Consider the following 25,863-nt stretch of genomic DNA (forward strand, 5'->3'; position numbering starts at 1 on the left):
CCACCGGTTCCGCTTAGATGAAGGCCTCGATCAGCGCGAGGCTGAAGCCGGCGATGAAGAGCGAGGCCGCCAGCGCCAGCATGAGCGGGCGCAGGCCCTTGGCGCGCAGCTTGGCGATGTCGGTCTCCAGCCCCATCGCGGCGAGCGCGGCCGACAGCAGCAGGGTGGTGGCGAAGGCGACCGCCGCCTTGATGTCCGCCGGGATGGCAATGAGGCTGTTGACGCCCACCAGCGCGACGAAGCCCAGCACGAACCACGGAACTGGCGGCCTCGCCTGAGCGGCGGGCGTGCCGGCGCGCCGCGCGCGGCCGGCCGCCATCACGCCGAGCGCGATCACCACCGGCGCCAGCATCATCACCCGGGCGAGCTTGGCGACCGTTCCGAACTCGCCCGCCTGCGTGCCGTTCTGGAAGGCGGCCGCCACCACCTGCGCGATCTCGTGGATCGAGGCGCCGGCCCACAGGCCGAAGGCGTGCGGCGACAGGCCGAGAAGACCGGCGAGCAGGGGATAGGCGAACATGGCGATGGAGCCGAAGACGGTCACGCAGGCGACCGCATAGGCGACGTCCTCGTCGGACGCGCGGGTCACGGTGTTGGTGGCCAGCACGGCCGAGGCGCCGCAGATCGAGGTGCCGGCCGCGATCAGCTCGGCGAGCTTGGCCTCGACGCCGAGCAGGCGGCCGAGGCGGACGGTGAAGAGGAAGGTCGCCACCAGCGCGAGCAGGATGATCGTCAGCCCCGCCGCGCCGACTTCGGCGATCTGCGCCGCGGTGAGCTGGAGCCCGAGAAGGATGATGGCGAGGCGCAGCAGCCGGCGCATGGCGAAATGCACGCCCGCCTTGGCGCGGACCGGCGTGCCGACGACGTTGTGAAAGGTGATGCCGACCAGAATGGCGAGGATCATCGGGCTGAGAACGCCGGCGCCCGGTATCTGCCGCAGCGCCAGCGCGGCCCCGACGATGACCGCCACCAGCACGAGGCCCGGCAGGATGCCCACATGGGCTTCCTGCGGCGCCACTATGCGATGCGTTGAACGGGTGGATGCGGCCGGGACGCCCTGGGCGTCGAGAATGGATGACATCGATCTGGTCCTCTGCGGCAAGAGTCGCAGCGGATGATCGATTAGTAAAATATATTGTTTAGCTTAAAACGTTCTGATTATGAGATTGATTATCCGCGATCGCGACGTGATCCTTGGGGCGCTGCCGCGGCGATGACCGGGACCTGTCCCGGCCATCGCCATGGAAACCGTCACCCCGTCGTCGGCATGACGAACTGGGCGCCGGAGCGGATGCCGGTCGGCCAGCGGGCGGTGGTGGTCTTCATCTTGGTGTAGAAGCCGACGCCCTCCATGCCGTAGACGTTGCGATCACCGAAGATCGAGCGCTTCCAGCCGCCGAAGGAATGGAACGCCACCGGCACCGGGATCGGCACGTTGATGCCGATCATGCCGGCCTTGGCGTCGCGGTCGAAGGCGCGGGCGGCGTCGCCGTCGCGGGTGAAGATGGCGGCGCCGTTGCCATATTCGTGGTCGTTCACCAGCTTCAGGGCGTCCTCATAGTCCGGCACGCGGACCACCGAGAGCACCGGCCCGAAGATCTCTTCCTTGTAGATCCTCATGTCCGGCGTCACGTCGTCGAACAGCGTGCCGCCGAGGAAATAGCCGCCCTCATAGCCCTGCAGCCTGAGGCCGCGCCCGTCGACCACCAGCTTCGCGCCGGCGGCGACGCCGTCGTCGATATAGGACTTCACCTTGTCGAAATGCGCCTTGGTGACCAGCGGGCCCATCTCGCTCTCGGGGTCGAGGCCGGGGCCGACCTTCAGCGCCTGCACCTTCGGCACCAGCTTCTCGAGCAGCGCGTCGCCGACGCCGCCGACCGCCACCGCCACCGAGACCGCCATGCAGCGCTCGCCGGCCGAGCCGTAGCCGGCGCCCATCAGCGCGTCGACGGTCTTGTCGAGATCGGCGTCGGGCATCACCACCAGGTGGTTCTTGGCACCGCACAGCGCCTGGGCGCGCTTACCGTGAGCGCAGGCGGTCTTGTAGACATATTCGCCGATGGCGGTGGAGCCGACGAAGCTCACCGCCGCGATGTCCGGGTGGGTCAGCAGCGCGTCGACCGCTTCCTTGTCGCCCTGCACGACGTTGAACACGCCCTTGGGCAGGCCGGCCTCGATGAGCAGCTCGGCGAGCAGCAGCGAGGCCGAGGGGTCCTTCTCGGAGGGCTTCAGCACGAAGGCGTTGCCGCAGGCGAGCGCCACCGGGAACATCCACATCGGCACCATGGCCGGGAAGTTGAACGGGGTGATGCCGGCCACCACCCCGACCGGGTGGCGGGCCGAGAACACGTCGACGCCGCGCGCCACCTGCTCGGTGAAGTCGCCGCGCATGAGATGCGGGATGCCGCAGGCGAACTCGACCACCTCGATGCCGCGGGTCACCTCGCCCTTGGCGTCCTCGAAGGTCTTGCCGTGCTCGCGGGTGATCGCCTCGGCGATCTTGTCCATGTCGCGGTCGAGCAGCGCCTTGAACTTGAACATGATGCGGGCGCGGGTCAGCGGCGGCGTGTCGGCCCAGCCGGGGAAGGCGCTCGCGGCGCTGGCGACCACCTCGCCGACGGTCGCGGTCGAGGCGAGCAGCACCTCGCCCGACTGCTGGCCGGTCGAAGGATCGAACACCGGCGCGGTGCGCGCGGCGGGAGTGACGACCTTGCCGTCGATGAAATGACCGATGAGCGCCATGCGCGTTCCCTTCCCTTTCCGGGGCTTTGATGTCCTTTCGTTGTGCTTGCCGAAACGCCTCACTTCAACGACGATGAATCCTCATCCGTTGTGCGCAAATGGGCAGAGATGGCGAAGGGGATCATGGACTGGGATCACCTGCGCATCTTCCTCGCGGTGGCGCGCGAGGGGCAGATGCTGGCGGCGGCGCGCAAGCTCGGGCTCGACCATGCGACCATCGGCCGGCGGCTGGGGGCGCTGGAGGCGAGCCTCGGCACCCGGCTCGTCGAGCGGCGCACCACCGGCAGCGCCCTCACCCCCGCCGGCGAGCGCCTCCTTGCCCATGCCGAGCGGATCGAGAGCGAGATGCTGCAGGCGCAGTCGGCGATCGGCAATGTCGACCTCGCTCTGGCCGGCACGGTGCGCATCGGCGCGCCGGACGGCTTCGGCACCTATTTCCTGGCGCCGCGGCTCGGCGCGCTGGCGGAACGGCACCGGGAGCTGACCATCCAGCTCGCGCCGCTGCCGCGCAGCTTCTCGCTGCCGAAGCGCGAGGTCGACATCGCCATCACCCTGCAGCGGCCCAGCGAGGGGCGGCTGATCGCGCGCAAGCTCACCGACTACACGCTGGGGGTCTATGCCTCGCGCGACTACCTTGCCCGCACCGGCCCGATCGCCCATCTCGCCGCGCTGGCCGGGCGCATCCTCGTCACCTATGTGCCGGACCTCGTCTACTCGCCGGCGCTCGACTATTTCGAGGCGTTCCGCGAGCTCGAGGCACGGCGGCTCGAATGCGCGAGCGTGGTCGGCCAGATGGAGGCGGTGCGGGCGGGTGCGGGCGTCGGCATCCTGCACGACTATGCCGCCGAGACGCATGGCGAGCTGGTGCGCATCCTGCCCGAGATCGCCTTCCGCCGCTCCTACTGGCTGGTGACCCATGCCGATGTGCGCGACCTGCGCCGCGTCGCCGAGGTCGAGGATTTCATCGTCGGCGAGGTGCAGGCCGCGCGCGGGCGCTTCGTCGCGGCGAAGGCTGCGGCGGCGTAAACCCTTACGCCAGCACGATTTCCGCCATGGGCCGGATGGCGTATCCGGCTTCCTCCAGCCGCGCGCGGATTGCCTGCGCCATGGCGACGGCACCCGGCGTGTCGCCATGCACGCACACCGATTCGAAGGTGCAGGGGATGCGCTTGCCGGAGGCGCAGATCACCGCGCCCTCCTCCACCATGGCGAGGACGCGCGCGGCGGCGGCCTGCGCATCATGGATCACCGCGCCGTGCTGCCCACGCGGCAGGAGATTGCCGCTGTCGGCATAGGCGCGGTCGGCATAGATCTCGCGCGCGGCCTTGAGTCCGTACTTCGCGGCCGCCCGCTCCATGGCGAGGCCCGGCATGACGAGGAATATCAATGCCGGATCGAAGGCCTTGATGGCGCGGGCGATGGCCTCGGCCAACGCGTCGTCCTCCTGCGCGAGATTGCCGAGCGCGCCATGCGGCTTCACGTGGCGGATCGCCGTGCCGGCGGCGCGCGCCAAAGCGGCGATGGCGCCGGTCTGATAGAGGGTCTCCCGCTCGATCTCGGCCGGGTCCACCTTCGCGAAGGCGCGGCGGCCGAATCCCGAAAGGTCGCGGAAGCCGGGATGCGCGCCGGACTGCACGCCGTTCGCCTTCGCCGCGGCGAGCGTCGCGAACATCACATGCGGGTCGCCGGCGTGGAAGCCGCAGGCGATGTTCGCCGAGGTGACGATGCGCAGCATGGCCGCGTCGTCGCCCATGCTCCAGGCGCCGAAGCCCTCGCCCATGTCGCAATTGAGGTCGATGGCCCGCATGTCCCTGCCCGTCCTGAACCGCAGCCTTGGCGCCGCGCGCCGCATCGGTGTAGCAAGATTCGGCGCCCGCTCGTATCCGCGCCGCGAAAGCCCGAGATGACCGACGCCGAGACGATCCACCATCCCGGCTACCGGCAGCCCCGCTTCCTGCCCGCAGGGGACGCGGCGCTTTCCGTCGAGCTGGGCGACGCCATCGACGAGACCATAAATGCGCGCGTGGTGGCGCTGGAAGAGGCGCTCGCCGCCCGGCATGTGGCCGGGGTCATCGAGACGGTTCCGACCTATCGTTCGCTGCTGGTGCTGTTCGATCCCTTGGTGGCGACCCATGCCGGCATCGCCGCCGCCGTCCGCGAGCTCTGGCCGCCGCCGGAGCGCGCCGCCGGGGCGCGGCGGCTGTGGCGCGTGCCGGTGTGCTATGGCGGCGAGATGGGCGCCGATCTCGATTTCGTCGCCCGTGCGCACGACCTCACCACCGACGAGGTGGTGGCGCTGCACACGGCGCCGACCTACCGGGTCTACATGATCGGCTTCGCGCCGGGCTTCGCCTATCTCGGCGGCCTCGACGAGCGTCTCGTCACCAGCCGGCGCGAGGTGCCGCGCCCGAAGACGCCGCCGGGCAGCATCTCGATCGGCGGGCGGCAGGCGGCGGTCTCCCCGCCCATGGAGGTGCCGAGCGGCTGGCATCTGCTCGGGCGCACGGCGGCGCGTTCCTACGATCCGCGCCGGGAGCAGCCCTTCCTGTTCGGGCCGGGCGACCTGATCTGCTTCCACGCGGTCGACGCCGCCGGGCATGCCGCGCTGATCCGGGCCGCCGAGGCGGGCGAGGAGATCGTCGCGCCGGAGGAAGCCGGCGGAGCCCCCAGCGGTGCCACCTCGTGAGCGGGCATCTGCGCTTCATCTCCGGCGGCGCGCTGACCACGGTGCAGGACGAGGGGCGCGTCGGGTGGCAGCGCCACGGCATCTCGGCCTCCGGGGCGATCGACCGCCGCTTGATGCATCTCGCCAATGCGCTGGTCGGCAACCCGCTCGCCGAGGCGGTGCTCGAGATCACGCTGGCCGGGCCGGAATTCGTGGTGGAAGCGGATGCGGTCCGCCTCGCCCTGACCGGCGCCGATTTCCCGCTGTCGATCAACGACCGGCCGGCGGCGGCGTGGCGCGCCCATGCGCTTCGCCGTGGCGACCGGGTGCGGATCGGCACGGCACGCGGCGGCATGCGCGGCTATCTGGCGCTCGCCGGCGGGCTCATGGTCGCGCCGGTGCTCGGCAGCCGCTCGACCCATACGCGCTCTAGCATCGGCGGCTTTCGCGGCCGGCGGCTGGAGGCCGGGGACGAGATCCCTATCGGCGGGGATCAGGACGCCGCAGCGCCGCTGCTCGGCTGTCCGCAGCCGCCGGATTTCGGCGGGCCGGTGCGCGTCGTGCTCGGCCCGCAGGCGGACGCCTTCACCGAGGAGGCGGTGGCGACGCTGCTGGGCGCGCCCTTCACCGTCTCGGTGCGGGCCGACCGCATGGGCGCCGAGCTGGACGGGCCGGTGCTGGCGCACCGCGACGGCTTCAACATCATTTCGGACGGCATCGTCAACGGCTCGATCCAGGTGCCGGGACATGGCCGACCGGTGGTGCTGCTCGCCGACCGGCAGAGCACGGGCGGCTACCCGAAGATCGCCACCGTCATCTCCGCCGATCTCGGCCGCATCGGCCAGCGGCGCCCGGGCGACGAGGTCCGGTTCTCCGCCGTTTCGCCCGAGGAGGCGATCGCCATCGCCCGGGCGGCGGCCGATGAAGAGCGCGCGCTGATCGCCGCGCTGGCGCCCGCGGCGGACCATGCCGCGCCGACCACCGAGCGGCTGCTGGCGGCCAACCTCATCAGCGGGGTCGTCTCGGGGCGCGATACGTCCGGCGAGCCGTGAGTTCTAGACCAGGGCTTCGCCGTTCTCCTTGCGGGTGCGCTCCAGGAAGGCGACCAGAGACTGGCTGGCGCCGAGGATGTGCGCGCGGGTGAGCTCCGCCGCGAGGTCGGCATCGCGGGCGACGCAGGCGCGCAATATGCCCTCGTGCTCGCGCCGGGCGCGCTCCATGCCGTCGGTCAGCACAAGCTGGGCGCGCAGATAGCGGTCGACGCGGTCGAGGGCGGCGCTGATGGTCTGCAGGTAATAGGGCCGACCGGCCTCGCGATAGAGCGTGTAGTGGAACTGGCGGTTGAGATCGCCCCATTTCGCGGAATCGTGCTCGGTGCCGAAGGCCTCGGCATAGGTCGCGGCTTCCGCCAGCGCCTCGTCCGAGATGCGGGCAATCGAATGGCGCAGCACCTCGGGCTCCAGCAGGGCGCGGAACTCGAAGATCTCGCGCACCTCGTCGATCGAGAGCGAGGCGACCACCGCGCCGCGATAGCGCTGCGTCGAGACGAGGCCCTGCTCCTCGAGCCGCGTCAGCGCCTCGCGCACGGGAATGCGGCTGACGTTGAACATGCGGGCGATGTGGTCCTGGCGCAGGACCTGCCCCTCCTTCACGTCGCCGCGGGCGATGGCCTCGCGCAGGGCGTCGAAGATCACGTCGGACGCCGAGGCCATCTGGCCGATATCCGTGGCGTTCACCTTCACGTGCCGTCTCCCTCCACTGCGCTCGCGCGGCAGGCGGCCGCTGATTCGGCCACTCATGCCACGACCGAGCCTGCCTTTCTCCGGGGCGGAGGGCTAGCCGCCGCCCTGTTTTCAGCCATGACGGAAAAATCGTCATGTGGCCTGTAAAAAGGATATTGCAAATTGGATCCAAAAAACAGATGCTCCTGTCCGTCGCCGGTGGCGGCGTTCTCGTGAGCCCCGGCGCGTACACAAAAACAGCACTTCCTTCAGAGGAGAGAGCCGTTATGGCTAAGGGATTCGGCGTTCTCGCCGCCGCGATGCTGACTCTGGCGGCCATGCCCGCCAAGGCGGACAAGCTCGACGACATCATCGCTTCCGGCACGCTGCGCTGCGCGGTGGTGCTCGACTTCCCGCCCATGGGATCGCGCGATGCCAGCAACAACCCGATCGGCTTCGACGTCGATTACTGCAATGACCTCGCCAAGGCGCTCGGCGTGAAGGCCGAGATCGTCGAGACGCCGTTCCCCGACCGCATCCCGGCGCTGGTCTCCGGCCGCGTCGATGTCGGCGTCGCCTCGACCTCCGACACGCTGGAGCGCGCCAAGACCGCCGGCTTCACCATTCCCTACTTCGCCTTCAAGATGGTCGTGCTGACCAAGGACGGCATCGGCATCAAGGATTACGACAGCCTGAAGGGCAAGAAGACCGGCTCGGTCTCCGGCACCTTCGAGGCGCTGGCGCTGGAGAAGGACGTGAAGGCGTGGGGCGCCGGCACCACCTTCCGCGGCTACCAGACCCAGGCCGACGTGTTCCTCGCCCTCGCCCAGGGCCAGATCGACGCCACCGTCGTGACCTCCACCGTGGCCGCCGCCATCGTGAAGGAAGGCAAGTACAAGGGCCTGATGATGGGTGGCGACGCGCCTTACGACATCGACTATGTCGCGTTGATCGCGCTGCGTAACGAACAGGGCCTGATCAACTATTTGAACCTGTTCATCAACCAGCAGGTCCGCACCGGCCGCTACAAGGCGCTCTACGACAAGTGGATCGGCCTCGGCGAGGCGCCGAACCTGACCATTCCCGGCGTCTATCGCTGAGCGTCTCTGACCGATAGCGTCATCCCGGAACGGCCGTGAGGCCGTATCCGGGATCGGCGGCAGGATGGTGAGCGATCCCGGCTCTGCGCCTGCGGCTCCGGCCGGGATGACGACCAAAGACCAGCGATCTCCACTTCCGACCGCCGCCGCACATCAACGTCATCGACGGGCACGCGCGATGCACTACACATTTCAGTGGCGGGTGGCGTTCAACGCCCTGCCCGACATGCTCTGGGGCGCGCTGGTGACGCTCGAGGTCGCCGTGCTCTCCATGGTGCTCGGCGTGTTCTTCGCCGTGGTGCTGGCGCTGGGTTCGTCCTCCCAGTACCGCGCGTTCCGCGGCGCCGCGGCAACCTGGGTCGAGCTCGCCCGCAACACGCCGGCGCTGTTCCAGATCTACATGGCCTATTTCGGCCTTGGCTCCATCGGCATCCAGCTCGACAGCTTCCCGGCGCTGCTCGCCGGCATCACCTTCAACAATGCCGGCTATCTCGCCGAGACCTTCCGCGGCGGCCTGCGCGCCGTGCCGCCGACGCAGATGCGCGCCGCCCGCTCGCTCGGCATGGGGCCGGTGCAGGCGTTCCGGCTGATCGTGCTGCCGCAGATGTTCCGCGTCGTCTTCTACCCGATGACCAACCAGATGGTGTGGGCGATCCTGATGACCTCGCTCGGCGTCATCGTCGGGCTGAACAACGACCTCACCGGCGTGACCCAGGATCTGAACGTCAAGTCGTTCCGCACCTTCGAGTTCTTCGCCGTCGCCGCGGTGATCTACTACCTCATCGCCAAGCTCGTGACGCTGTCGGCCCGGCTGATGGCGTACCGGCTGTTCCGCTACTGAGGGAGGCGGCCATGTTCGAGACCTCGTTCTCCCTCAACGATTTGTGGTTCATGCTGAAGGGCGCCGGCGTGACGCTCACCGTCACCTTCTGGGCGGTGCTCGGCGGCTCGCTGCTCGGCGTCGCCTTCGGCCTCATGCGGGCCGTGTCGCCCTGGTGGGTCAACGCGCCGATCGGTTTCGTGCTGGACATCTTCCGTTCGGTGCCGCTGCTGATCCAGCTCGTTCTGGCCAACGCCTTCAAGTCCATCATCGGCCTCAAATGGGACCCGTTCACGGTCGGCTGTGTGGTGCTGGCGGTCTATACCGCCGCCTATTGCACCGAGATCGTGCGTGCCGGCGTGCTGGCGGTGCCGGCGACCACCCGGCGCGCCGCCCGCTCGCTCGGGCTGAGCTGGACGCAGGACCTCACCTCCATCGTCTTCCCCATCGCGCTGCGCGTCGCCTTGCCGAGCTGGATCGGCCTGACGCTCGGGGTGATGAAGGACACCGCCATGGTCTGGTGGATCGGCATCGTGGAGCTGCTGCGCTCCTCGCAGGTGATCGTCACCCGCATCCACGAGCCGCTCTTCGTGCTGTCCATCGCCGGACTGATCTATTTCCTCATGAGCTTCCCCATTGCCCGCCTCGGGGCGCGGCTGGAGAAGCGCTGGCGCGAAAACGACTGAGAAGCAGCCATGTCGATCGAAATCCAGGACGTCCACAAATCCTTCGGCAATCTCGAAGTGGTCAAGGGCGTGACCATGACCGTCGAGAAGGGCGAGGTGGTCTCGGTCATCGGCGGCTCGGGCTCGGGCAAGTCGACGCTGCTGATGTGCATCAACGGGCTGGAGCCCATCAATTCCGGCCGCATCCTGGTCGACGGCACGGACGTGCATGCGCGCGGCACCGATCTCAACAAGCTGCGCCGCAAGATCGGCATCGTCTTTCAGCAGTGGAACGCGTTCCCGCATCTGACCGTGCTGGAGAACGTGATGCTGGCGCCGCGCAAGGTGCTCGGCAAGTCGAAGGCCGAAGCCGAGGCGATCGCCGTGCAAAAGCTGTCCCATGTCGGGCTCGGCGAGAAGCTGAAGGTCTACCCGTCCAAGCTGTCCGGCGGCCAGCAGCAGCGCATGGCGATCGCCCGCGCGCTCGCCATGTCGCCGGACTACATGCTGTTCGACGAGGTCACGTCCGCGCTCGACCCGCAGCTCGTCGGCGAGGTGCTCGACACCATGCGCCTGCTCTCCTCCGAGGGCATGACGATGATCGTCGTCACCCACGAGATCGCCTTCGCGCGCGAGGTCTCCGACCGCGTCGCCTTCTTCCACAAGGGCCGGATCCACGAGATCGGCCCGCCCGCCCAGGTGATCGGCGCTCCGCAACAGCCGGAGACCGTCGCCTTCCTCAAATCCGTTCTGTGAACGTCCGAACCAGCAGGAGCTACGCTATGTGGACCGGGGTGCTTCCCGCCGTCACGGCAAAATTCAACGAAGACGACACGCTCGACCACAAGGAGATGGAGCGCTGCTTCGCCTTCCAGATCGAGGCCGGCGTCGACGGCCTGATCGTCAACGGCTCGCTCGGCGAGGGGCCGATGCTCTCGCATGACGAGCGCCTCGCCGTGCTGAAGACCGCCAAGGCGGTCGCGGCCAAGAAGCCGGTGCTGATGACCATCGCCGACGCCGCAACCCGCGACATGGCCTCGCTCGCCAAGCGTTCGGCGCAGGCCGGCGCCGATGGCCTGATGGTGGTGCCGAGCCTCGTTTACCACACCAATCCGAAGGAGACGGTGGCGACGCTGAAGGCGGTGGCCGAGGCGGCCGACCTGCCGGTGATGATCTATTCGAACCGCATCGCCTACCGCGTCGACGTCACCGTCGAGATCATGGCCGAGCTCGCCGCGGACAAGCGCTTCGTCGCGATCAAGGAATCCTCGGACGACATCCGCCGCTCGATCGAGATCATCAACGCGCTGGGCGACCGCTACGACGTGTTCACCGGCGTCGACAACCTCGCCTATGAGGCGCTGGCGGTGGGTGCGGTCGGCTGGGTCGCCGGCCTCGTCATCGCCTTCCCGGAGGAGACGGTCGCGATCTACCGGCTGATGAAGGCCAAGCGCTATGACGAGGCGCTCGCCATCTATCGCTGGTTCCGCCCGCTGCTCGACCTCGATGTCTCGACCTATCTGGTCCAGAACCTGAAGACCGTCGAGGCCATGGTGATCGGCACCACCGAGCGCGTGCGCGCGCCCCGCCTGCCGCTCGAGGGCGAGCAGCGCGCCAAGGTGGAGGCGATCGTGCGCGCGGCGCTCGCCACCCGTCCCAAGCTCGCCAAGGCGGCGTGAGGGCCTGCGCTTCGCCTCGGCATGTCGCCATCCTGAGGTGCGAGCGCAGCGAGCCTCGAAGGATGGGTCTCGGGTGCGCCCGGACGAGCATCCTTCGAGGCCCGGCTTACCGCCGGGCACCTCAGGATGACGGTGCTCCCGGGCTCGCCATAAGAGGCCCCCCTCCCAACCTCCCCCGAATCCGGGGGAGGGAATTGTCGCCGACGGCTTTGAGATCGCGAATTGAGTACCCATCAGAACGAAATCGCCATCGTCGGGGCCGGCATCATCGGCCTCGCGACCGCGTTCCAGCTCCAGCGCGAGGGGCGCCGCGTGCGCCTGATCGAGCGGGGCGGGGTGGCGGAGGGGGCGAGCTACGGCAATGCCGGCGCCTTCGCCTTTTCCGACGTGATGCCGCTGGCCTCGCCGGGCATATTGCGGAAGGCGCCGAAATGGCTGCTCGATCCGCTCGGCCCGCTGTCGATCCCGCCCGCCTATCTGCCGCGGATCCTGCCGTGGCTGCTGCGCTTCTGGCGCGCCAGCCTGCCGGACCGCTTCGCCCGCAGCATCGCCGCGCAATCCGCGCTGATGCGCCTGTCCGCCCGCACCATGGACTCCATGGCGGTCGACGCGGGGCTGACCGGGCGCATCCGTGCCGACGGCAATCTCCAGCTCTATGAGAGCGAGGCCGAGTTTGCCGCCTCGCTGCCCGGCTGGGCGGCCCGCGCGAGCGAGGGGATTCCGTTCGAGCATGTGCGCGGCGCCCGGCTCGCCGAGCTGCAGCCGGGGCTCTCGCCGCGCTTTCCGATCGGCACTTTCACGCCGCACTGGCAGACGGTGGACGATCCCTATCACTTCGCTATGGCGCTGTTCGACCGGGTGATGGCGAATGGCGCCACGATCACCCGCGCCGACATCGTCGCGGTCGATCCGGCGGAAGGCGGCGCGCGTCTTTCCTTCGCCGATGGCGGAACGCTGCAGGCGAGCGCGGCGGTGATCGCCGGCGGCGCCTGGTCGCGCGCGCTGGCAGCAAAGCTCGGCGACGCCATCCCGCTGGAGACCGAGCGCGGCTACAACACCACGCTGCCGCCCGGCGCCTTCGACCTGAAGCGCCAGCTCACCTTCGGCGGCCACGGCTTCGTCATCACGCCGCTCTCGACCGGCATCCGCGTCGGCGGTGCCGTCGAGCTCGGCGGGCTGAAGCGCGCGCCGAACTTCGCGCGGTCCAAGGCGATGCTGGAGAAGGCCAGGGCGTTCCTGCCGGGATTGCGCGTCGAGGGCGGAAAGCAGTGGATGGGCTTCCGCCCCTCCATGCCCGACACGCTGCCGGTGATCGGCCGCTCGAAGGCATCGCCGCGCATCCTCTACGCCTTCGGGCACGGCCATTCCGGCCTCACCCAATGCGCGGCGACCGGCGCGATCGTCGCCGATCTTCTCGCCGGCCGCGCGCCGGCCATCGATACCGGGCCGTTCCGGCCCGACCGCTTCTGAACTTCGAGGACCCTCCGCCATGGCGCGACACAGCTTCTTCTGCATTGACGGCCACACCTGCGGGAATCCGGTCCGCCTCGTCGCCGGCGGCGGTCCGAACCTTCAGGGCGCCACCATGATCGAGAAGCGCGCCCACTTCCTCGCCGAGTATGACTGGATCCGCACCGGCCTGATGTTCGAGCCGCGCGGCCACGACATGATGTCGGGGTCCATCCTCTATCCGCCGACCCGGCCCGACTGCGACGTCGCCATCCTGTTCATCGAGACCTCGGGCTGCCTGCCCATGTGCGGGCACGGCACCATCGGCACGGTGACCATGGCGATCGAGCACGGCCTCGTCACGCCGAAGACGCCGGGCGTGCTGATGCTCGACACGCCGGCCGGCGTGGTGAAGGCGCAGTACCGGCAGGAGGGGCAGTATGTGGAGGAGGTGCGCATCACCAATGTGCCGGCCTTCCTCTATGCGCAGGGCCTCACCGCCGAGTGCCCCGGCCTCGGCGAAGTGACCGTCGACGTCGCCTATGGCGGGAATTTCTACGCCATCGTCGAGCCGCAGCCGGCGTTCCGCGACATGGCGGACTTCACCGCCGGCCAGCTTGTCGGCATGAGCCCCGGCCTGCGCCGCGCGCTCAACGAGAAATACGCGTTCGTGCACCCCGAAAAGCCGGAGATCCGCGGCCTCTCGCACATCCTGTGGACCGGTGCGCCGAAGGATGCGACCGCCCATGCCCGCAACGCCGTGTTCTACGGCGACAAGGCGATCGACCGCTCGCCCTGCGGCACCGGCACCTCGGCGCGCATGGCGCACTGGGCGGCGACCGGCCGGCTCGAGGTCGGCGACGAGTTCGTGCATGAGAGCATCATCGGCTCGCTGTTCAAGGGCCGGGTCGAGGCGGCCGCCAGGGTCGGCGAGCGCGACGCCATCATCCCGTCGGTCGGCGGCTGGGCGCGCATGACCGGCTACAACACCATCTTCATCGACGACCGCGACCCGTTCGCCCACGGCTTCGTGGTGGTGTGACGGCGCCAAACGGCAGGTAATCGGGGAACGACGCACATGAAAATCACCGGCATCAAGGCCTGGCAGGTCGACCTGCCCCTGAAGGAAGGCCGCTATAACTGGTCGAACGGCAATTTCGTCGAGGTGTTCGATTCGACCGTGGTCGCGGTCGAGACCGATGCCGGCATCACCGGCTATGCCGAATGCTGCCCGCTCGGCTCGGCCTATCTGCCGGCCTATGCGCTCGGCGTGCGCACCGGCCTGAAGGAGATCGGCCCGAAGGTGATCGGGCTCGATCCGACCGACCTCAACGTGCTGAACCGCCACATGGATTCGGTGCTGCGCGGCCACCCCTACGTGAAGGCGCCGATCGACATCGCCTGCTGGGACATCCTCGGCAAGGCGACGGGCCTGCCGGCCTACAAGCTGCTCGGCGGCGCGGCGCAAGAGAAGATCGCGCTCTACCGCGCCATCTCGCAGGAAGCCCCCGAGGTGATGGCCAAGAAGATAGCCGGCTATAAGGCGGAGGGTTACACCAAGTTCCAGCTCAAGGTCGGCGGTGACGCCGACATGGACATACTGCGCATCCGCGAGACCCGGGGAATCCTCGGCGAGCGCGACATACTGGTGGCTGACGCCAATACCGGCTGGACCCGCGCGGAAGCCGCCCGCATCGCGGCGAGCGTGGCGGATCTCGACGTCTATATCGAGCAGCCCTGCCCGACCTATGAGGAATGCGTCTCGGTGCGCCGGCGCACTGTCCGCCCCTTCGTGCTGGACGAGGTGATCGACGGCGTCGGCACGCTGATGAAAGCGCTGGGCGACGACGCCATGGACGTGATCAACCTCAAGATCTCCAAGGTCGGCGGCCTGACCAAGGCGCGGCTGATGCGCGACATCTGCGTCGCCTCCGGCACGCCGATGACCATCGAGGACACCTGGGGCGGCGACATCGTCACCGCGACGATCGCCCATCTCGCCTTGTCGACGCCGGAGGAGTTCTGCTTCTCGGCGACCGATTTCAACAGCTACGGCACGGTCGACATCGCTCACGGCGCGCCCAAGCGCGTCGACGGCTTCATGACCGCCCCCGGTGCGCCGGGCCTCGGCATCGAGCCGATCTTCGAGGTGCTCGGCGAGCCGGTGCTGGTGATCTGACCTTCGCCAAAACCCGCAAAGCACCGTCATCCTGAGGTGCGAGCGGAGCGAGCCTCGAAGGATGTCGGGCCGGTCGCGCGGCAGCCGCATCCTTCGAGGCCCGGCAATGGCCGGGCACCTCAGGATGACGTTGCTCTGTTCAAGCGAGGCCCCCATGCGCTCCACCAAGGTCATTCATGTCGTCGGCTGCCATGCCGAGGGCGAGGTCGGCGACGTCATCGTTGGCGGCGTGGCGCCGCCGCCGGGCGACACCGTGTGGGCGCAGTCGCGCTTCATCGCGGCCGACAACACCCTGCGCAACCTCGTGCTGCAGGAACCCCGAGGCGGCGTGTTCCGCCATGTGAACCTGCTGGTGCCGCCGAAGAACCCCAAGGCGGTGGCGGCCTGGATCATCATGGAGCCGGAGGACACCCCGCCCATGTCCGGCTCCAACTCCATCTGCGTCTCGACCGTGCTGCTCGACACCGGCATCGTGCCGATGACCGAGCCGGAGACGCATATGGTGCTGGAGGCGCCGGGCGGGCTGATCGAGGCCACCGCCTATTGCAAGGACGGCAAGGCCGAGCGCATCCGGGTGAAGAACCACCCGTCCTTCGCCGACAAGCTGGATGCCAAGCTGGAGGTCGAGGGCCACGGCACGCTGACCGTCGACACCGCCTATGGCGGCGACAGCTTCTGCATCGTCGATGCGCATGCGCTGGGCTTTTCGATCAAGCCGGACGAGGCGAAGGATTTCGCCGATCTCGGCATGAAGATCGTCAAGGCGGCCAATGCCCAGCTCGGCTTCCAGCATCCGACCAATCCGGACTGGGCGCATATCTCGTTCTGCCAGTTCGCCGCGCCGCTCACCGACGACGAGGGCGTGCCCTCGGGCGCCAACGCGGTCGCCATCCGACCCGGCAAGATCGACCGCTCGCCCTGCGGCACCGGCTGCTCGGCGCGCATGGCGGTGCTCCACGCCAAGGGCATATTGAAGGTCGGCGACCGCTTCGTCGGGCGCTCCATCATCGGCTCGCGATTCGATTGCCGGGTCGAGGCGGAAACCACCATCGGCGGGCGTGCCGCCATCGTGCCCTCGATCATGGGGCGGGCCTGGATCACCGGCACCGCGCAGCTCATGGTCGATCCGACCGATCCGTGGCCGACCGGCTACCGGCTGACCGACACCTGGCCGCTCTGGCAGGGGTAACCTTCAGCCGGTCGCATCCAGCTCCGGCGCGGTCTCCTCCGCGCCGGTGACGACGAGGCGAAGCTCCGTCCCCTCGACCCGCGCCGCGAAATCCGCCGGCGGCTCGCGGTCGGTGACCAGGATGTCGATGTCGCCCGGCCCGCAAATGCCGACTGCGGCGCGGCGGCCGAACTTGGAATGATCGGCGACCACGAGGCACTCATTGGCGCATTCGATCATGGTGCGGGCGATGCGCGCCTCGTCGAGGTCGAAATCCATGAACAGGCCGCTGCCGTCGACCGCGGCGATGGACAGGATCGCCAGATCCGCCCGGAACTGCCGGATGAAGGCATCCGCCTCCGGCCCGACCGCGGCGGCGAGGTCGGCGCGCAGCTCGCCGCCGGCCATGTAGATGCGGTTGCCGTTGCGCCCGACGAGGTGGCGGGCGATCTCCAGCGAATTGGTGATGACGGTGAGGTCGCGGCGCGCGTCCAGCGCCTGCGCCACATAGGCGGTGGTCGAGCCGGTGTCGATCAGCAGCACCTGCCCGTCCTCGACATGATCGGCGACGGCGGCGGCCAGAGCGCGCTTGGCCGGCGCGTTCACCCGCATGCGGCGGTGGAAGGGTGCCTCGCTGACCGCCCCCGCCCAGGCGACGCCGCCATGGGCGCGCGACAGCGTTCCGGCATCGACCAGCGCCCGCACATGGCGGCGCACCGTCTCGTCGGAGACGCCGAGCCGTTCGGCCAGCGCCGCGATCCGCGTGACACCGTCGTCACGGACCGCCTCGATAATGGCCGCCTGCCAGCGCGTGGGATGCATGAAACCGGCCTCACTGCCCCTTCTGTGGGCAATTTGTGGGTTTGCTCCGATCAAATCAACAGAAATGCGGATTTGGTTGTTGATTTTCGTGGGGATGGCACCGATCCTGCTTGAACAAGACGGCACGCGAGGCCGCATCCAGCTTCCAGACGGGGACATCCACATGGTCACTCATCTCAAGCGTCTCTTGCTCACGAGTATCCTTGTCCTCGGCACGGCGGTGCCGGCCGCGCAGGCCAAGGTCGAATCCAACGATCCCATCAAGGTGACGCTGCACGACTGGACCGGCCAGCTCATCAGCGCCCGCATCATGGGCGAGGTGCTGAAGAAGGCCGGCTACAATGTCGACTATGTGCAGGCCGACTATCTCGCGCAGTTCGCCGGGCTGAAGACCGGTGACCTGCACCTCGCCATGGAGATCTGGGCGACCACCGGGCAGGAGGCGCTCGACGAGGGCGTGAAGTCCGGCAAGGTCGAGAATCTCGGCGAGACCGGCATGATGGCGATCGAGGAGTGGTGGTACCCCGCCTATATGAAGGAGAAGTGCCCCGGCCTGCCGGACTGGAAGGCGTTTAACGCCTGCGCCAAGGAATTCGCGACGCCCGAGACGGCGCCGAAGGGCCGCTATCTCGGCGGGCCGGTGACCTGGGGCGGCTTCGACGAGGAGCGCGTGAAGGCGCTCGGCCTCGACTATGAGGTGGTGCATGCGGGCACCGACGCGGCGCTGTTCGCCGAGCTGCAGAGCGCCTATGACCGCAAGGCGCCGATCGTTTTGTGGATCTATGCGCCGCACTGGGCGCCGATCAAATTCAAGGGCGAGTGGGTGAAGTTCCCCGCCTATGAGCCGGCCTGCTACACCGATCCCAAATGGGGCTCCAATCCCGATCTCGCCTATGATTGCGGCAAGCCGCGCGGGCCGATCTGGAAGGCCGGCTGGTCGGGACTGAAGGACAAGTGGCCGGGCGCCTATTCCGCCATCAAGAGCTTCAAGATCGACAATGACGAGATGGGCGCGCTGGTCTCGCGCGTCGACCTCGACGGCGAGAAGGTCGAGGCGGTGGTCGACGACTGGCTCGCCAAGAACGAAGCGCGCTGGAAGGGCTGGCTGCCGAAATAGCGGTCTCCGAACAGCCTTGCCCGAACAGCCTTGCCCGTCGGGAATCGCGGACATGCCCGAGCCGGATATGCCTGACCAGAACTCGCTGCTGGCCTGCCGCCGCGTGTGGAAGCTCTATGGCCACGAGACCGGCCGCTTCCTCGCCGAGCGCGGCGGCACCGCCAGCCTCGCCGAACTCGCCGCCGCCGGCATCGTGCCGGCGGTGCTCGACATCGATCTTGATATCGCGCGCGGCGAGACCTTCGTGATCATGGGCCTCTCGGGCTGCGGCAAGTCCACGCTGATGCGCTGCATGGCCGGGCTGATCGAGCCGACCGCCGGCGAAATCCTGTTCGAGGGGCGCGACCTGTCGAAGCTGCCGGAGCCGGAGATGATCCAGATCCGCCGGCACAAGATGGGCATGGTGTTCCAGCATTTCGCGCTGCTGCCGCACCTCACCGTGCTCGGCAACGTCGCCTTCCCGCTCGACGTGCAGGGCGTCTCCCGCGCCGAGCGCGAGAAGCGGGCGCGCGAGATGATCGAGCTGGTGGGGCTGAAGGGGCGCGAGGGCTATCTCCCGCGGGAGCTCTCCGGCGGCCAGCAGCAGCGCGTCGGCATCGCCCGCTCACTGGCGGTGGGACCCGAGCTGTGGTTCCTCGACGAGCCGTTCTCCGCGCTCGACCCGCTGATCCGCCGCGAGATGCAGGACGAGCTGATCCGGCTGCAGTCGATCCTGCACAAGACCATCGTCTTCATCACCCACGACTTCGCCGAGGCCGAGCGCCTCGCCGACCGCATCGCCATCATGAAGGACGGGCGCATCGTGCAGGTCGGCACCGCCGAGGAGCTGATCGTCAACCCTGCGACCGACTATGTGCGCGCCTTCACCCGCGACGCGCCGCGCGCCCGCATCCTGTCGGCGCGGGCGGTGATGCGGCCGGTCAACGGCACCGAGGGGGTCGCCGGCAGCGTGCCGGCCAATGCGCGGGTGGCGAGCTTCGCCCAGCGCGTGGAGGCGACGGCCGGAGCCTGGGCGGTGATCGAGGACGGCCGGGTGCTCGGCATGATCGACCGCGCGGCGATGATGGACGTGCTGGTCGGGCGCGACGTCGCCCGGCGCGGCGCGCCCGGGCAGCCGTCATGACCATCGACGCGTTGGAGGCCCGCCGGCCGCCGGCGAGCCGGAGCGCCGCTTCGGCGCTGCTCTGGCCGGCCGTGCTGGCGGCAACGGCGATCCTCAGCCTCGCGCCGGGCAGCTTCCTCCCCGACTGGGCGGTCAGGCTGCCCGCCGGCTGGAAGCTACCAATAGCCGGCTATATTTCCGTCTTCATGGCCTGGCTCGTCGATCAGGCGAGCTTCGGCCTGTTTACCTTCCGCGAGCTGACGCGCGGCGTCGCCTGGCTGCTCGACTGGCCGCTCGGCCTCGCCAAGGCGATGCTCGTCTCGGGCTTCGCGATCGGCCAGGGCTCGCAGGCGGTGCCGATCGCCCCGCCGCTGCCGTGGTACGCGGTGTTCATGCTCGGCGTGGCGCTGGGCTGGCGGCTCGGCGGGCGTCCGCTCGCTTTGCTCGTCGCCGGCGGGCTCGCCTATCTGCTCATCTTCGGCCAATGGGCGAGTGCGATGACGACGCTCGCCTCGGTGCTGGTGGCCGCGCCGCTGGGCGCCGCCGGCGGCCTGCTGCTCGGCATATTGTGCTATCGCTCGCCGCGCTTCGAGCGCGCGCTCTCGCCGCTGCTCGACCTCGCCCAGACCGTGCCGGTCTTCGCCTATCTGGTGCCGATCCTGTTCCTGTTCGGCTTCGGGCCGGTCTCGGCGATGATCGCCACAATCCTCTATGCGCTGCCGCCGATGGTGCGGGTCGCGGTCGTCGCCTTCCGCGCGGTGCCGGAGGAGATCGTCGTGCTCGGCCGCATGACCGGCTGCACGCGGCACCAGTTCACCTGGAAGATGCTGGTGCCAAGCGCCCGCGCCGGGCTGATGGTCGGCGTCAACCAGGTGATCATGCTCACGCTGAACATGGTCATCATCGCCTCGATGATCGGCGCCGGCGGCCTCGGCTACGACGTGCTCACCGCGCTGCGCCGCCTCGACATCGGGCGCGGGCTGGAGGCGGGGCTCGCCATCACGGTGCTTGCCATCCTGCTCGACCGGCTGGCGCAGGCGATGGCTCGGCAGAGCGAGCGCGGGCGGGTCCATCGCAAGGAGGGGGCGGGCCGGCTCACCGGGCGCCGCTTCTGGCTGCTGGTGCTCGCCCTTGCCGCGGCGCTCTGGGCGGCGGCCTTCCTGGCGCCCCCGCTCGCCGTCTTCCCGGCCGAGTGGCAGCTCTCCACCGCTTCCTATTGGGAGGCGATGGTGCGCTGGATCAACGTCAATTTCTTCGACGCGCTCGACGCCTTCAAGAGCTTCGTGCTGCTGAACCTGCTGGTGCCGGTGCGGCGCTTCATGCTCGGCCTGCCGTGGCTGTGGGTGGTCGTCGTGGTGATGCTGGCGGGCTGGCGGCTCGGCGGTCTGCGGCTCACCGTGCGGGTGGCGCTCGCGACGTTGTTCATCGCCCTCGTCGGACTGTGGGAGCCGGCGATGCTGACGCTCTATCTGTGCGGCGTCTCGGTGCTGGTCGCCGCCGCCATCGGCATCCCGATCGGCATCGCCTGCGCCACCCACCGACGGCTGTGGAAGGTGGTCGAGATCGTCATCGACACGCTGCAGACGCTGCCCTCCTTCGTCTATCTCATCCCCATCGTGATGCTGTTCCGGGTCGGCGACTTCACCGCGATGATCGCCATCGTGCTCTATGCGGTGGCGCCGGCGATCCGCTACACCGCCCATGGCGTGCAGGGCACGGCGCCGGAGCTGATCGAGGCCGGCATCGCCAATGGCTGCACGCGCGGGCAATTGCTCTCGCGCATCCGCCTGCCGCTCGCCGCGCCGCAGATCCTGCTCGGGCTGAACCAGACCATCATGCTGGCGCTGTCCATGCTGGTGATCACCGCGCTGGTCGGCACGCGCGATCTCGGCCAGGAGGTCTATATCGCGCTGACCAAGGCCGATGTCGGGCGCGGCATCGTCGCCGGGCTGTGCGTCGCCGCCATCGCCATCATCGCCGACCGGCTGATCGGCGCCGGCGCGCAGCGTCTCAAGAACCGGCTGGGGCTGGCCTGATGGACGCGGTTTCGCGCATCCGCGCGCTCCCCCTGTGGGACGGGCCGGTCGAGCCGGTGCCGCTCACGGGCGGCATCACCAACACCAATTTCGTGGTGAACGATGCCGGCCGGCGCTATGTCGTGCGGGTCGGCGAGGACATCCCCTATCACGGCATATTGCGTTCCGCCGAGCTGGCGGCGAGCCGCGCCGCCCATGCCGCCGGCGTCTCCCCGGCGGTGGTGCATGCCGAGCCGGGCCTGCTGGTGCTCGACCATATCGACGGGCGCACCTATGGCGAGGCCGATGTGCGCGCCGATCTCGACCGCGTGGTTGAGCTCGTCATCCGCACCCATCGCGGCATTCCCGAGCATCTGCGGGGCGCGGCGCCGATCTTCTGGGTGTTCCACGTGCTGCGCGACTACGCCCATCAGCTTCGCGCCGCTGATTTCCGCCTGAACGCCGAGCTGCCGCGCTATCTCGCACTCGCCGAGCGGCTGGAGAAGGCGGTCGGCCCGGTGGACATCGTGTTCGGCCACAATGATCTGTTGCCGGCAAACTTTATAGACGACGGCAGTCGTCTATGGCTGATCGACTGGGACTATGCCGGCTTCAACTCGCCGCTGTTCGACCTCGGCAACCTCGCCTCGAACAACGCGTTCAGCGAGGCCGAATCCGAGCGGCTTCTGGAGCTCTATTTCGACCGGCCGGTCGACGATGCTCTCCGGCTGCGGTTCCACGCCATGCTGGTCGCCTCGCTGCTGCGCGAGGCGATGTGGAGCATGGCGGCGGAAGTGAATTCCACCCTCGATTTCGACTACCGCGCCTACACGGCCGAGAACCTCGCCCGCTTCGAGGCCGCCCTTGTCCGCTTCAACGAAATGGAATCCCGATGAGCGCACCCGACCTCCCCTCCTCCGCGCGCGTCGTCATCATCGGCGGCGGCATCGTCGGCTGCTCCACCGCCTATCACCTCGGCAAGATGGGCTGGACCGACGTGATCCTGCTGGAGCGCAACCAGCTCACCTCGGGCTCGACCTGGCATGCGGCGGGTCTCGTCGGCCAGCTCCGCTCCAGCGCCAACATCACCCAGCTGCTCGGCGAATCGGTCGCCATCTACAAGCGGCTGGAGGAGGAGACCGGGCTTGCCACCGGCTGGAAGATGAATGGCGGGCTGCGGCTCGCCTGCAATGAGGACCGCTGGACCGAGGTGAAGCGGCAGGCCACCACCGCCAAGAGCTTCGGCCTCGATATGCAGTTGCTCACGCCCTCGGAGGCGCGCGAGCTGTGGCCGCTGATGGAGGTCGACGACGTCGTCGGCGCCGCGTACCTCCCGACCGACGGGCAGGCCAACCCCTCCGACATCACGCAGGCCCTGGCCAGGGGCGCGCGCATGGCCGGGGTCACCATCGCCGAGCATGTCGGCGTCACCGCCATCGAGGTGGAGAACGGCAAGGTCGTCGCGGTGGTGACGGATCGCGGGCGGATCGCCTGCGAGCGCCTGGTGATCTGCGCCGGCATGTGGTCGCGCGCGGTGGGTAAGCTTGCCGGGGTCAACATCCCGCTGGTGCCGGTGCAGCACCAGTACATCGTCACCGAGCCGATCGCCGGCGTGCCGCGCGGCCTGCCGACGCTCCGCGATCCCGACCGCCTCACCTATTACAAGGAGGAGGTCGGCGGGCTGGTGGCCGGCGGCTATGAGCCGAACCCGATCCCCTGGGCGGCGGGCGGCATTCCCGAGGGCTTCCATTTCTCGCTGCTCGACGAGAACTGGGACCATTTCGAGCCGATCCTGAAGCTGATGCTCGGCCGCGTGCCGGCGCTGGAGACGGCCGGCATCAAGCAGCTCATCAACGGCCCGGAGAGCTTCACGCCGGACGGCAATTTCATCCTCGGCGAGGCGCCGGAGGTGAAGGGCGTGTTCGTCGGCGCCGGCTTCAACGCCTTCGGCATCGCCTCGGGCGGCGGCGCCGGCATGGCGCTCGCCGAATGGGTGGCGCGGGGCGAGCCGCCCTACGACCTCTGGCCGGTCGACATCCGCCGCTTCGGCTCCAACCACCGCGACGAGAACTGGGTGCGCACCCGCACGCTGGAGGCCTATGCCAAGCACTACACCATGGCCTGGCCGTCCGAAGAGCATTCCAGCGGCCGGCCGCTGCGCCGCTCGCCGCTCTATGACCGGCTGAAGGCGGCCGGCGCGGTGTTCGGCGAGAAGCTCGGCTGGGAGCGGGCCAACTGGTTCGCTTCGGCCGGCGAGGAGCCCCGCGACCGCTACTCCTTCGGCCGCCCCAACTGGTTCGCGGCGGTGGGTCGCGAGCATGAGGCCTGCCGCGAGCGGGTGGCGCTGTTCGACCAGTCCTCCTTCGCCAAGTTCATGCTGGTCGGGCGCGACGCCGAGAAGGCGCTGTCCTGGCTCTGCGCCAATGACGTGGCCAAACCGCCCGGCGCGCTCACCTACACGCAGTTGCTCAATGCGCGCGGCGGCATCGCGTGCGACCTCACCGTCGCGCGCCTCGCGACCGACCGCTACTACATCGTCACCGGCACCGGCTTCGCCACCCACGATTTCGACTGGATCGTGCGGAACATCCCTGCCGGGCTCGACGCGCATCTCACCGACGTCACCTCGGCCAATGCGGTGCTCAGCCTGTTCGGCCCGAAGGCGCGCGAGGTGCTCGCCGCCTGCACGGCGGACGACATCTCCAATGACGGCTTCCCGTTCGGCACGGTGCGGACGATCGGCGTCGCCGGCGCGCCGGTGCTGGCGCTGCGCGTCACCTATGTCGGCGAGCTCGGCTGGGAGCTGCATGTGCCGTGCGACTATGCGGTGACGGTGTTCGAGGCGCTGATGAATGCCGGCACGCCGCATGGGCTGACGCTCGCCGGCTACCGCGCCATCGAGACGCTGCGGCTGGAGAAGGGCTACCGCGCCTGGGGCGGCGAGATCGGGCCGGACCATTCCCCGCTCGTCGCGGGCCTCGGCTGGGCAGTGAAGCTCAAATCCAACACGCCCTTCCTCGGCCGCGAGGCGCTGGTCGAGCAGCGCGCCAAGCCGCTGCCGCGTCTGCTCGCCGGCTTCACCGTGGACGATCCCGACATCGTGCTGCTCGGCCGCGAAACCATCTATCGCGACGGCCGCCGCGCCGGCTGGCTCGCCAGCGGCGGCTGGGGCTACACGGTCGCCAGGAACATCGGCTACGGCTATGTGCGCGATCCCGCCGGGGTCGATGCCGACTTTGTGCTGTCCGGCCAGTATGAGCTTGAGGTGGCGGGCGAACGGGTGCCGGCCACCGCGTTCCTCCAGCCGCTCCATGATCCGAAAATGCTGCGGGTGAAGGCATGAGCGACGTGCACCACGATCAGGCGCGGATCGTCATCATCGGCGGCGGCGCGGTCGGCACCGGCGTCGCGCTGCAGCTCGCCGAGGCCGGCTTCACCGACATATTGCTGCTGGAGCGCGAGGCCTCGCTTTGTGCCGTCACCAGCCCGCAGGCGGCTGGCCTCGTCGGGCAGGTGCGTTCCTCGCTGGAGCGCACGAAGCTCGCCATGTGGTCGGTCGCGACCTTCGCGCGGCTGGAGCGCGAAGGCGAGGTGAAGCCGAGCTGGCGGCAGACCGGCAGCCTGCGCCTCGCGCAGACGCAGGAGCGTGTGGCCGAGTTCCGCCGGATGATGGCGGTGGCCGAGGAGGCCGGGCTGGAGGTCGAGCTTCTCGACGCCCCCGCCGCCGCCCGCATGTGGCCGCATCTCGATTTCGAAGCGGCGAAGGCGATCCTCTGGTGCCCCAGCGACGGCTATCTGCAGCCGGCCGACCTCGTCGCCGCCTATCAGCATGAGGCGCGCAAGCGCGGCGTGCGCTTCCGCACCAGCTCCGGCGTGGCGGCGATCCGGCTGAAGGACGGGCGGGTCGCCGGGGTGACGACGCGCGACGGCATGGAGATCGCCTGCGAGATGGTGATCAACGCCGCCGGCGCGCATGGCTATCATGTCGGCCGTCTCGTCGGGCTCGATTTGCCGGTGATCCCGGTGCGGCACCACTACGTCATCACCACGCCGACCGACTGGATACGCCCCGACATGCCGGTGCTGCGCATGCCGGACGGCACGCTTTACGCGCGCGCCGACGTCAACGCGCTCCTGATCGGCGGCTGGGAGCCGGAGGCGATGTCGCTCGATCCGCGCAGCTACACGCTCAATGACCGGCTGCCGCCGATCGCCGAGGACTGGCCGGTGCTGGCCAATTTCATGGAGGAGTTCCGGCCCTTCGGCGGGCCGCTCTGCGACCAGCCGGTGCGCCATGTCTTCACCGGCTGGCCGACCTTCACGCCGGACGGGCGCTTCATCATCGGCGAGAGTTCGCAGGTGCCCGGCTTCGTCTGCGCCGCCGGCTGCAACGCGCATGGCGTGTCGGGCTCGGCGGGCATCGGCCGGCATGTGGTCGAGGCGCTGACCGAGGCGAACCCGTCGCCTTATGTGAAGAGCCTGTCGCCGGACCGCTTCACGCAGGCGCCGTGGGACTTCGACGAGGCCCGCCGCCGCGCCCAGCACGTGCTGGAGACCTATTATCACATCGGCCACTAGTGAGGGCGCGACGCGGATGGAATCATCAGGCTCCCTCAGCA

23 protein-coding genes are annotated in these 25,863 nt (G+C 69.0%); 18 read left to right on the forward strand and 5 right to left on the reverse strand.

Going from position 1 to position 25,863, the window contains the following annotated elements:
- Nucleotides 1–13 precede the first annotated feature (13 nt).
- On the reverse strand, nucleotides 14–1,081 hold the full coding sequence (locus U742_RS0108005) for a YeiH family protein (RefSeq protein WP_081852889.1): 1,068 nt from the start codon (nucleotides 1,079–1,081) through the stop codon (nucleotides 14–16).
- A gap of 170 nt (nucleotides 1,082–1,251) precedes the next feature.
- Nucleotides 1,252–2,742, reverse strand: coding sequence for a CoA-acylating methylmalonate-semialdehyde dehydrogenase (locus U742_RS0108010; RefSeq protein WP_029351814.1), 1,491 nt, complete (start codon nucleotides 2,740–2,742; stop codon nucleotides 1,252–1,254).
- Nucleotides 2,743–2,865: 123 nt separating this feature from the next.
- Between U742_RS0108010 and U742_RS0108015 the strand changes: the two genes are divergently transcribed.
- Nucleotides 2,866–3,768, forward strand: a complete 903-nt coding sequence (locus U742_RS0108015; RefSeq protein WP_029351816.1) for a LysR family transcriptional regulator — start codon at nucleotides 2,866–2,868, stop codon at nucleotides 3,766–3,768.
- Between the two features lie 4 nt (nucleotides 3,769–3,772).
- On the opposite strand, the gene U742_RS0108020 is transcribed toward U742_RS0108015, so the two are convergent.
- Nucleotides 3,773–4,549, reverse strand: a complete 777-nt coding sequence (locus U742_RS0108020; protein WP_029351818.1) for a LamB/YcsF family protein — start codon at nucleotides 4,547–4,549, stop codon at nucleotides 3,773–3,775.
- Between the two features lie 96 nt (nucleotides 4,550–4,645).
- Between U742_RS0108020 and pxpB the strand changes: the two genes are divergently transcribed.
- Nucleotides 4,646–5,428, forward strand: a complete 783-nt coding sequence (gene pxpB / locus U742_RS0108025; protein WP_051660946.1) for a 5-oxoprolinase subunit PxpB — start codon at nucleotides 4,646–4,648, stop codon at nucleotides 5,426–5,428.
- Nucleotides 5,425–6,459, forward strand: a complete 1,035-nt coding sequence (locus tag U742_RS0108030; protein WP_051660947.1) for a 5-oxoprolinase subunit C family protein — start codon at nucleotides 5,425–5,427, stop codon at nucleotides 6,457–6,459. The genes pxpB and U742_RS0108030 overlap by 4 nt, the downstream gene beginning before the upstream one ends.
- A 3-nt stretch (nucleotides 6,460–6,462) precedes the next feature.
- Here U742_RS0108030 and U742_RS0108035 read toward each other — a convergent pair whose 3' ends face one another.
- Entirely contained in the window at nucleotides 6,463–7,149 is a 687-nt protein-coding gene (locus U742_RS0108035) for a GntR family transcriptional regulator (RefSeq protein ID WP_029351824.1), read from the reverse strand.
- Nucleotides 7,150–7,415: 266 nt separating this feature from the next.
- Between U742_RS0108035 and U742_RS0108040 the strand changes: the two genes are divergently transcribed.
- The 9 genes from U742_RS0108040 (at nucleotide 7,416) to U742_RS0108080 (ending at nucleotide 16,209) form a co-directional block, all read left to right on the forward strand.
- Nucleotides 7,416–8,228 (forward strand): ABC transporter substrate-binding protein, encoded by an 813-nt coding sequence (locus U742_RS0108040; protein ID WP_038360890.1) that lies wholly within the window; start codon nucleotides 7,416–7,418, stop codon nucleotides 8,226–8,228.
- A gap of 178 nt (nucleotides 8,229–8,406) precedes the next feature.
- Entirely contained in the window at nucleotides 8,407–9,069 is a 663-nt protein-coding gene (locus tag U742_RS0108045) for an amino acid ABC transporter permease (protein ID WP_029351826.1), read from the forward strand.
- An 11-nt stretch (nucleotides 9,070–9,080) separates the two neighbouring features.
- Nucleotides 9,081–9,734 (forward strand): amino acid ABC transporter permease, encoded by a 654-nt coding sequence (locus tag U742_RS0108050; RefSeq protein WP_029351827.1) that lies wholly within the window; start codon nucleotides 9,081–9,083, stop codon nucleotides 9,732–9,734.
- Between the two features lie 9 nt (nucleotides 9,735–9,743).
- A complete protein-coding gene (locus U742_RS0108055; protein WP_029351829.1) occupies nucleotides 9,744–10,469 on the forward strand; it encodes an amino acid ABC transporter ATP-binding protein in 726 nt (241 codons plus the stop codon).
- 26 nt (nucleotides 10,470–10,495) lie between these two features.
- Nucleotides 10,496–11,392 (forward strand): dihydrodipicolinate synthase family protein, encoded by an 897-nt coding sequence (locus tag U742_RS0108060; protein WP_029351830.1) that lies wholly within the window; start codon nucleotides 10,496–10,498, stop codon nucleotides 11,390–11,392.
- Between the two features lie 222 nt (nucleotides 11,393–11,614).
- Nucleotides 11,615–12,862 (forward strand): NAD(P)/FAD-dependent oxidoreductase, encoded by a 1,248-nt coding sequence (locus U742_RS0108065; RefSeq protein ID WP_029351832.1) that lies wholly within the window; start codon nucleotides 11,615–11,617, stop codon nucleotides 12,860–12,862.
- A 19-nt stretch (nucleotides 12,863–12,881) separates the two neighbouring features.
- Nucleotides 12,882–13,883, forward strand: a complete 1,002-nt coding sequence (locus tag U742_RS0108070; RefSeq protein ID WP_029351834.1) for a 4-hydroxyproline epimerase — start codon at nucleotides 12,882–12,884, stop codon at nucleotides 13,881–13,883.
- A gap of 36 nt (nucleotides 13,884–13,919) precedes the next feature.
- Nucleotides 13,920–15,020, forward strand: a complete 1,101-nt coding sequence (locus tag U742_RS0108075; RefSeq protein ID WP_029351836.1) for a cis-3-hydroxy-L-proline dehydratase — start codon at nucleotides 13,920–13,922, stop codon at nucleotides 15,018–15,020.
- Nucleotides 15,021–15,174: 154 nt separating this feature from the next.
- A complete protein-coding gene (locus U742_RS0108080; RefSeq protein WP_029351838.1) occupies nucleotides 15,175–16,209 on the forward strand; it encodes a trans-3-hydroxy-L-proline dehydratase in 1,035 nt (344 codons plus the stop codon).
- 3 nt (nucleotides 16,210–16,212) lie between these two features.
- Here the strand turns inward: U742_RS0108080 and U742_RS0108085 are convergent, their stop codons facing one another.
- Complete coding sequence (locus tag U742_RS0108085) at nucleotides 16,213–17,010, reverse strand: DeoR/GlpR family DNA-binding transcription regulator (protein ID WP_029351840.1); 798 nt, start codon at nucleotides 17,008–17,010, stop codon at nucleotides 16,213–16,215.
- A gap of 163 nt (nucleotides 17,011–17,173) precedes the next feature.
- On the opposite strand from U742_RS0108085, the gene U742_RS0108090 reads away from it, so the two are divergent.
- The 6 genes from U742_RS0108090 to U742_RS0108115 are packed head-to-tail and all read left to right on the forward strand — an operon-like array spanning nucleotide 17,174 to nucleotide 25,822.
- Complete coding sequence (locus tag U742_RS0108090; protein ID WP_029351842.1) at nucleotides 17,174–18,127, forward strand: ABC transporter substrate-binding protein; 954 nt, start codon at nucleotides 17,174–17,176, stop codon at nucleotides 18,125–18,127.
- A gap of 52 nt (nucleotides 18,128–18,179) precedes the next feature.
- Nucleotides 18,180–19,250, forward strand: a complete 1,071-nt coding sequence (locus U742_RS0108095) for a quaternary amine ABC transporter ATP-binding protein (protein ID WP_029351844.1) — start codon at nucleotides 18,180–18,182, stop codon at nucleotides 19,248–19,250.
- The gene (locus U742_RS0108100) at nucleotides 19,247–21,265 is read left to right on the forward strand and encodes an ABC transporter permease (protein WP_029351846.1); all 2,019 of its coding nucleotides are present in this window, start codon (nucleotides 19,247–19,249) and stop codon (nucleotides 21,263–21,265) included. Before U742_RS0108095 ends, U742_RS0108100 begins: the two co-directional genes overlap by 4 nt.
- Nucleotides 21,265–22,140 carry a phosphotransferase gene (locus U742_RS0108105; RefSeq protein WP_029351848.1) on the forward strand — a complete coding sequence of 292 codons (876 nt, stop codon included), beginning with the start codon at nucleotides 21,265–21,267 and terminating at the stop codon, nucleotides 22,138–22,140. The genes U742_RS0108100 and U742_RS0108105 overlap by 1 nt, the downstream gene beginning before the upstream one ends.
- The gene (locus tag U742_RS0108110; RefSeq protein WP_029351850.1) at nucleotides 22,137–24,587 is read left to right on the forward strand and encodes a GcvT family protein; all 2,451 of its coding nucleotides are present in this window, start codon (nucleotides 22,137–22,139) and stop codon (nucleotides 24,585–24,587) included. Before U742_RS0108105 ends, U742_RS0108110 begins: the two co-directional genes overlap by 4 nt.
- Nucleotides 24,584–25,822, forward strand: a complete 1,239-nt coding sequence (locus tag U742_RS0108115) for an NAD(P)/FAD-dependent oxidoreductase (RefSeq protein ID WP_029351852.1) — start codon at nucleotides 24,584–24,586, stop codon at nucleotides 25,820–25,822. Before U742_RS0108110 ends, U742_RS0108115 begins: the two co-directional genes overlap by 4 nt.
- The last annotated feature ends 41 nt before the right edge of the window (nucleotides 25,823–25,863 follow it).

It is taken from the genome of Allobosea sp. 117, from assembly GCF_000702305.1.
Taxonomy (GTDB): Bacteria; Pseudomonadota; Alphaproteobacteria; order Rhizobiales; family Xanthobacteraceae; genus Ancylobacter.

What these genes read in the sequence shown, in the direction of transcription:
- U742_RS0108005 (WP_081852889.1), bottom strand. Translation starts at nt 1,081, where the DNA reads ATGTCATCCATTCTCGACGCCCAGGGCGTCCCGGCCGCATCCACCCGT.
- U742_RS0108075 (WP_029351836.1), top strand. Translation starts at nt 13,920, where the DNA reads ATGAAAATCACCGGCATCAAGGCCTGGCAGGTCGACCTGCCCCTGAAG.
- U742_RS0108100 (WP_029351846.1), top strand. Translation starts at nt 19,247, where the DNA reads ATGACCATCGACGCGTTGGAGGCCCGCCGGCCGCCGGCGAGCCGGAGC.
- U742_RS0108080 (WP_029351838.1), top strand. Translation starts at nt 15,175, where the DNA reads ATGCGCTCCACCAAGGTCATTCATGTCGTCGGCTGCCATGCCGAGGGC.
- U742_RS0108020 (WP_029351818.1), bottom strand. Translation starts at nt 4,549, where the DNA reads ATGCGGGCCATCGACCTCAATTGCGACATGGGCGAGGGCTTCGGCGCC.
- U742_RS0108115 (WP_029351852.1), top strand. Translation starts at nt 24,584, where the DNA reads ATGAGCGACGTGCACCACGATCAGGCGCGGATCGTCATCATCGGCGGC.
- U742_RS0108095 (WP_029351844.1), top strand. Translation starts at nt 18,180, where the DNA reads ATGCCCGAGCCGGATATGCCTGACCAGAACTCGCTGCTGGCCTGCCGC.
- U742_RS0108105 (WP_029351848.1), top strand. Translation starts at nt 21,265, where the DNA reads ATGGACGCGGTTTCGCGCATCCGCGCGCTCCCCCTGTGGGACGGGCCG.
- U742_RS0108040 (WP_038360890.1), top strand. Translation starts at nt 7,416, where the DNA reads ATGGCTAAGGGATTCGGCGTTCTCGCCGCCGCGATGCTGACTCTGGCG.
- U742_RS0108060 (WP_029351830.1), top strand. Translation starts at nt 10,496, where the DNA reads ATGTGGACCGGGGTGCTTCCCGCCGTCACGGCAAAATTCAACGAAGAC.
- U742_RS0108070 (WP_029351834.1), top strand. Translation starts at nt 12,882, where the DNA reads ATGGCGCGACACAGCTTCTTCTGCATTGACGGCCACACCTGCGGGAAT.
- U742_RS0108090 (WP_029351842.1), top strand. Translation starts at nt 17,174, where the DNA reads ATGGTCACTCATCTCAAGCGTCTCTTGCTCACGAGTATCCTTGTCCTC.
- U742_RS0108010 (WP_029351814.1), bottom strand. Translation starts at nt 2,742, where the DNA reads ATGGCGCTCATCGGTCATTTCATCGACGGCAAGGTCGTCACTCCCGCC.
- U742_RS0108045 (WP_029351826.1), top strand. Translation starts at nt 8,407, where the DNA reads ATGCACTACACATTTCAGTGGCGGGTGGCGTTCAACGCCCTGCCCGAC.
- U742_RS0108015 (WP_029351816.1), top strand. Translation starts at nt 2,866, where the DNA reads ATGGACTGGGATCACCTGCGCATCTTCCTCGCGGTGGCGCGCGAGGGG.
- U742_RS0108110 (WP_029351850.1), top strand. Translation starts at nt 22,137, where the DNA reads ATGAGCGCACCCGACCTCCCCTCCTCCGCGCGCGTCGTCATCATCGGC.
- U742_RS0108055 (WP_029351829.1), top strand. Translation starts at nt 9,744, where the DNA reads ATGTCGATCGAAATCCAGGACGTCCACAAATCCTTCGGCAATCTCGAA.
- pxpB (WP_051660946.1), top strand. Translation starts at nt 4,646, where the DNA reads ATGACCGACGCCGAGACGATCCACCATCCCGGCTACCGGCAGCCCCGC.
- U742_RS0108085 (WP_029351840.1), bottom strand. Translation starts at nt 17,010, where the DNA reads ATGCATCCCACGCGCTGGCAGGCGGCCATTATCGAGGCGGTCCGTGAC.
- U742_RS0108050 (WP_029351827.1), top strand. Translation starts at nt 9,081, where the DNA reads ATGTTCGAGACCTCGTTCTCCCTCAACGATTTGTGGTTCATGCTGAAG.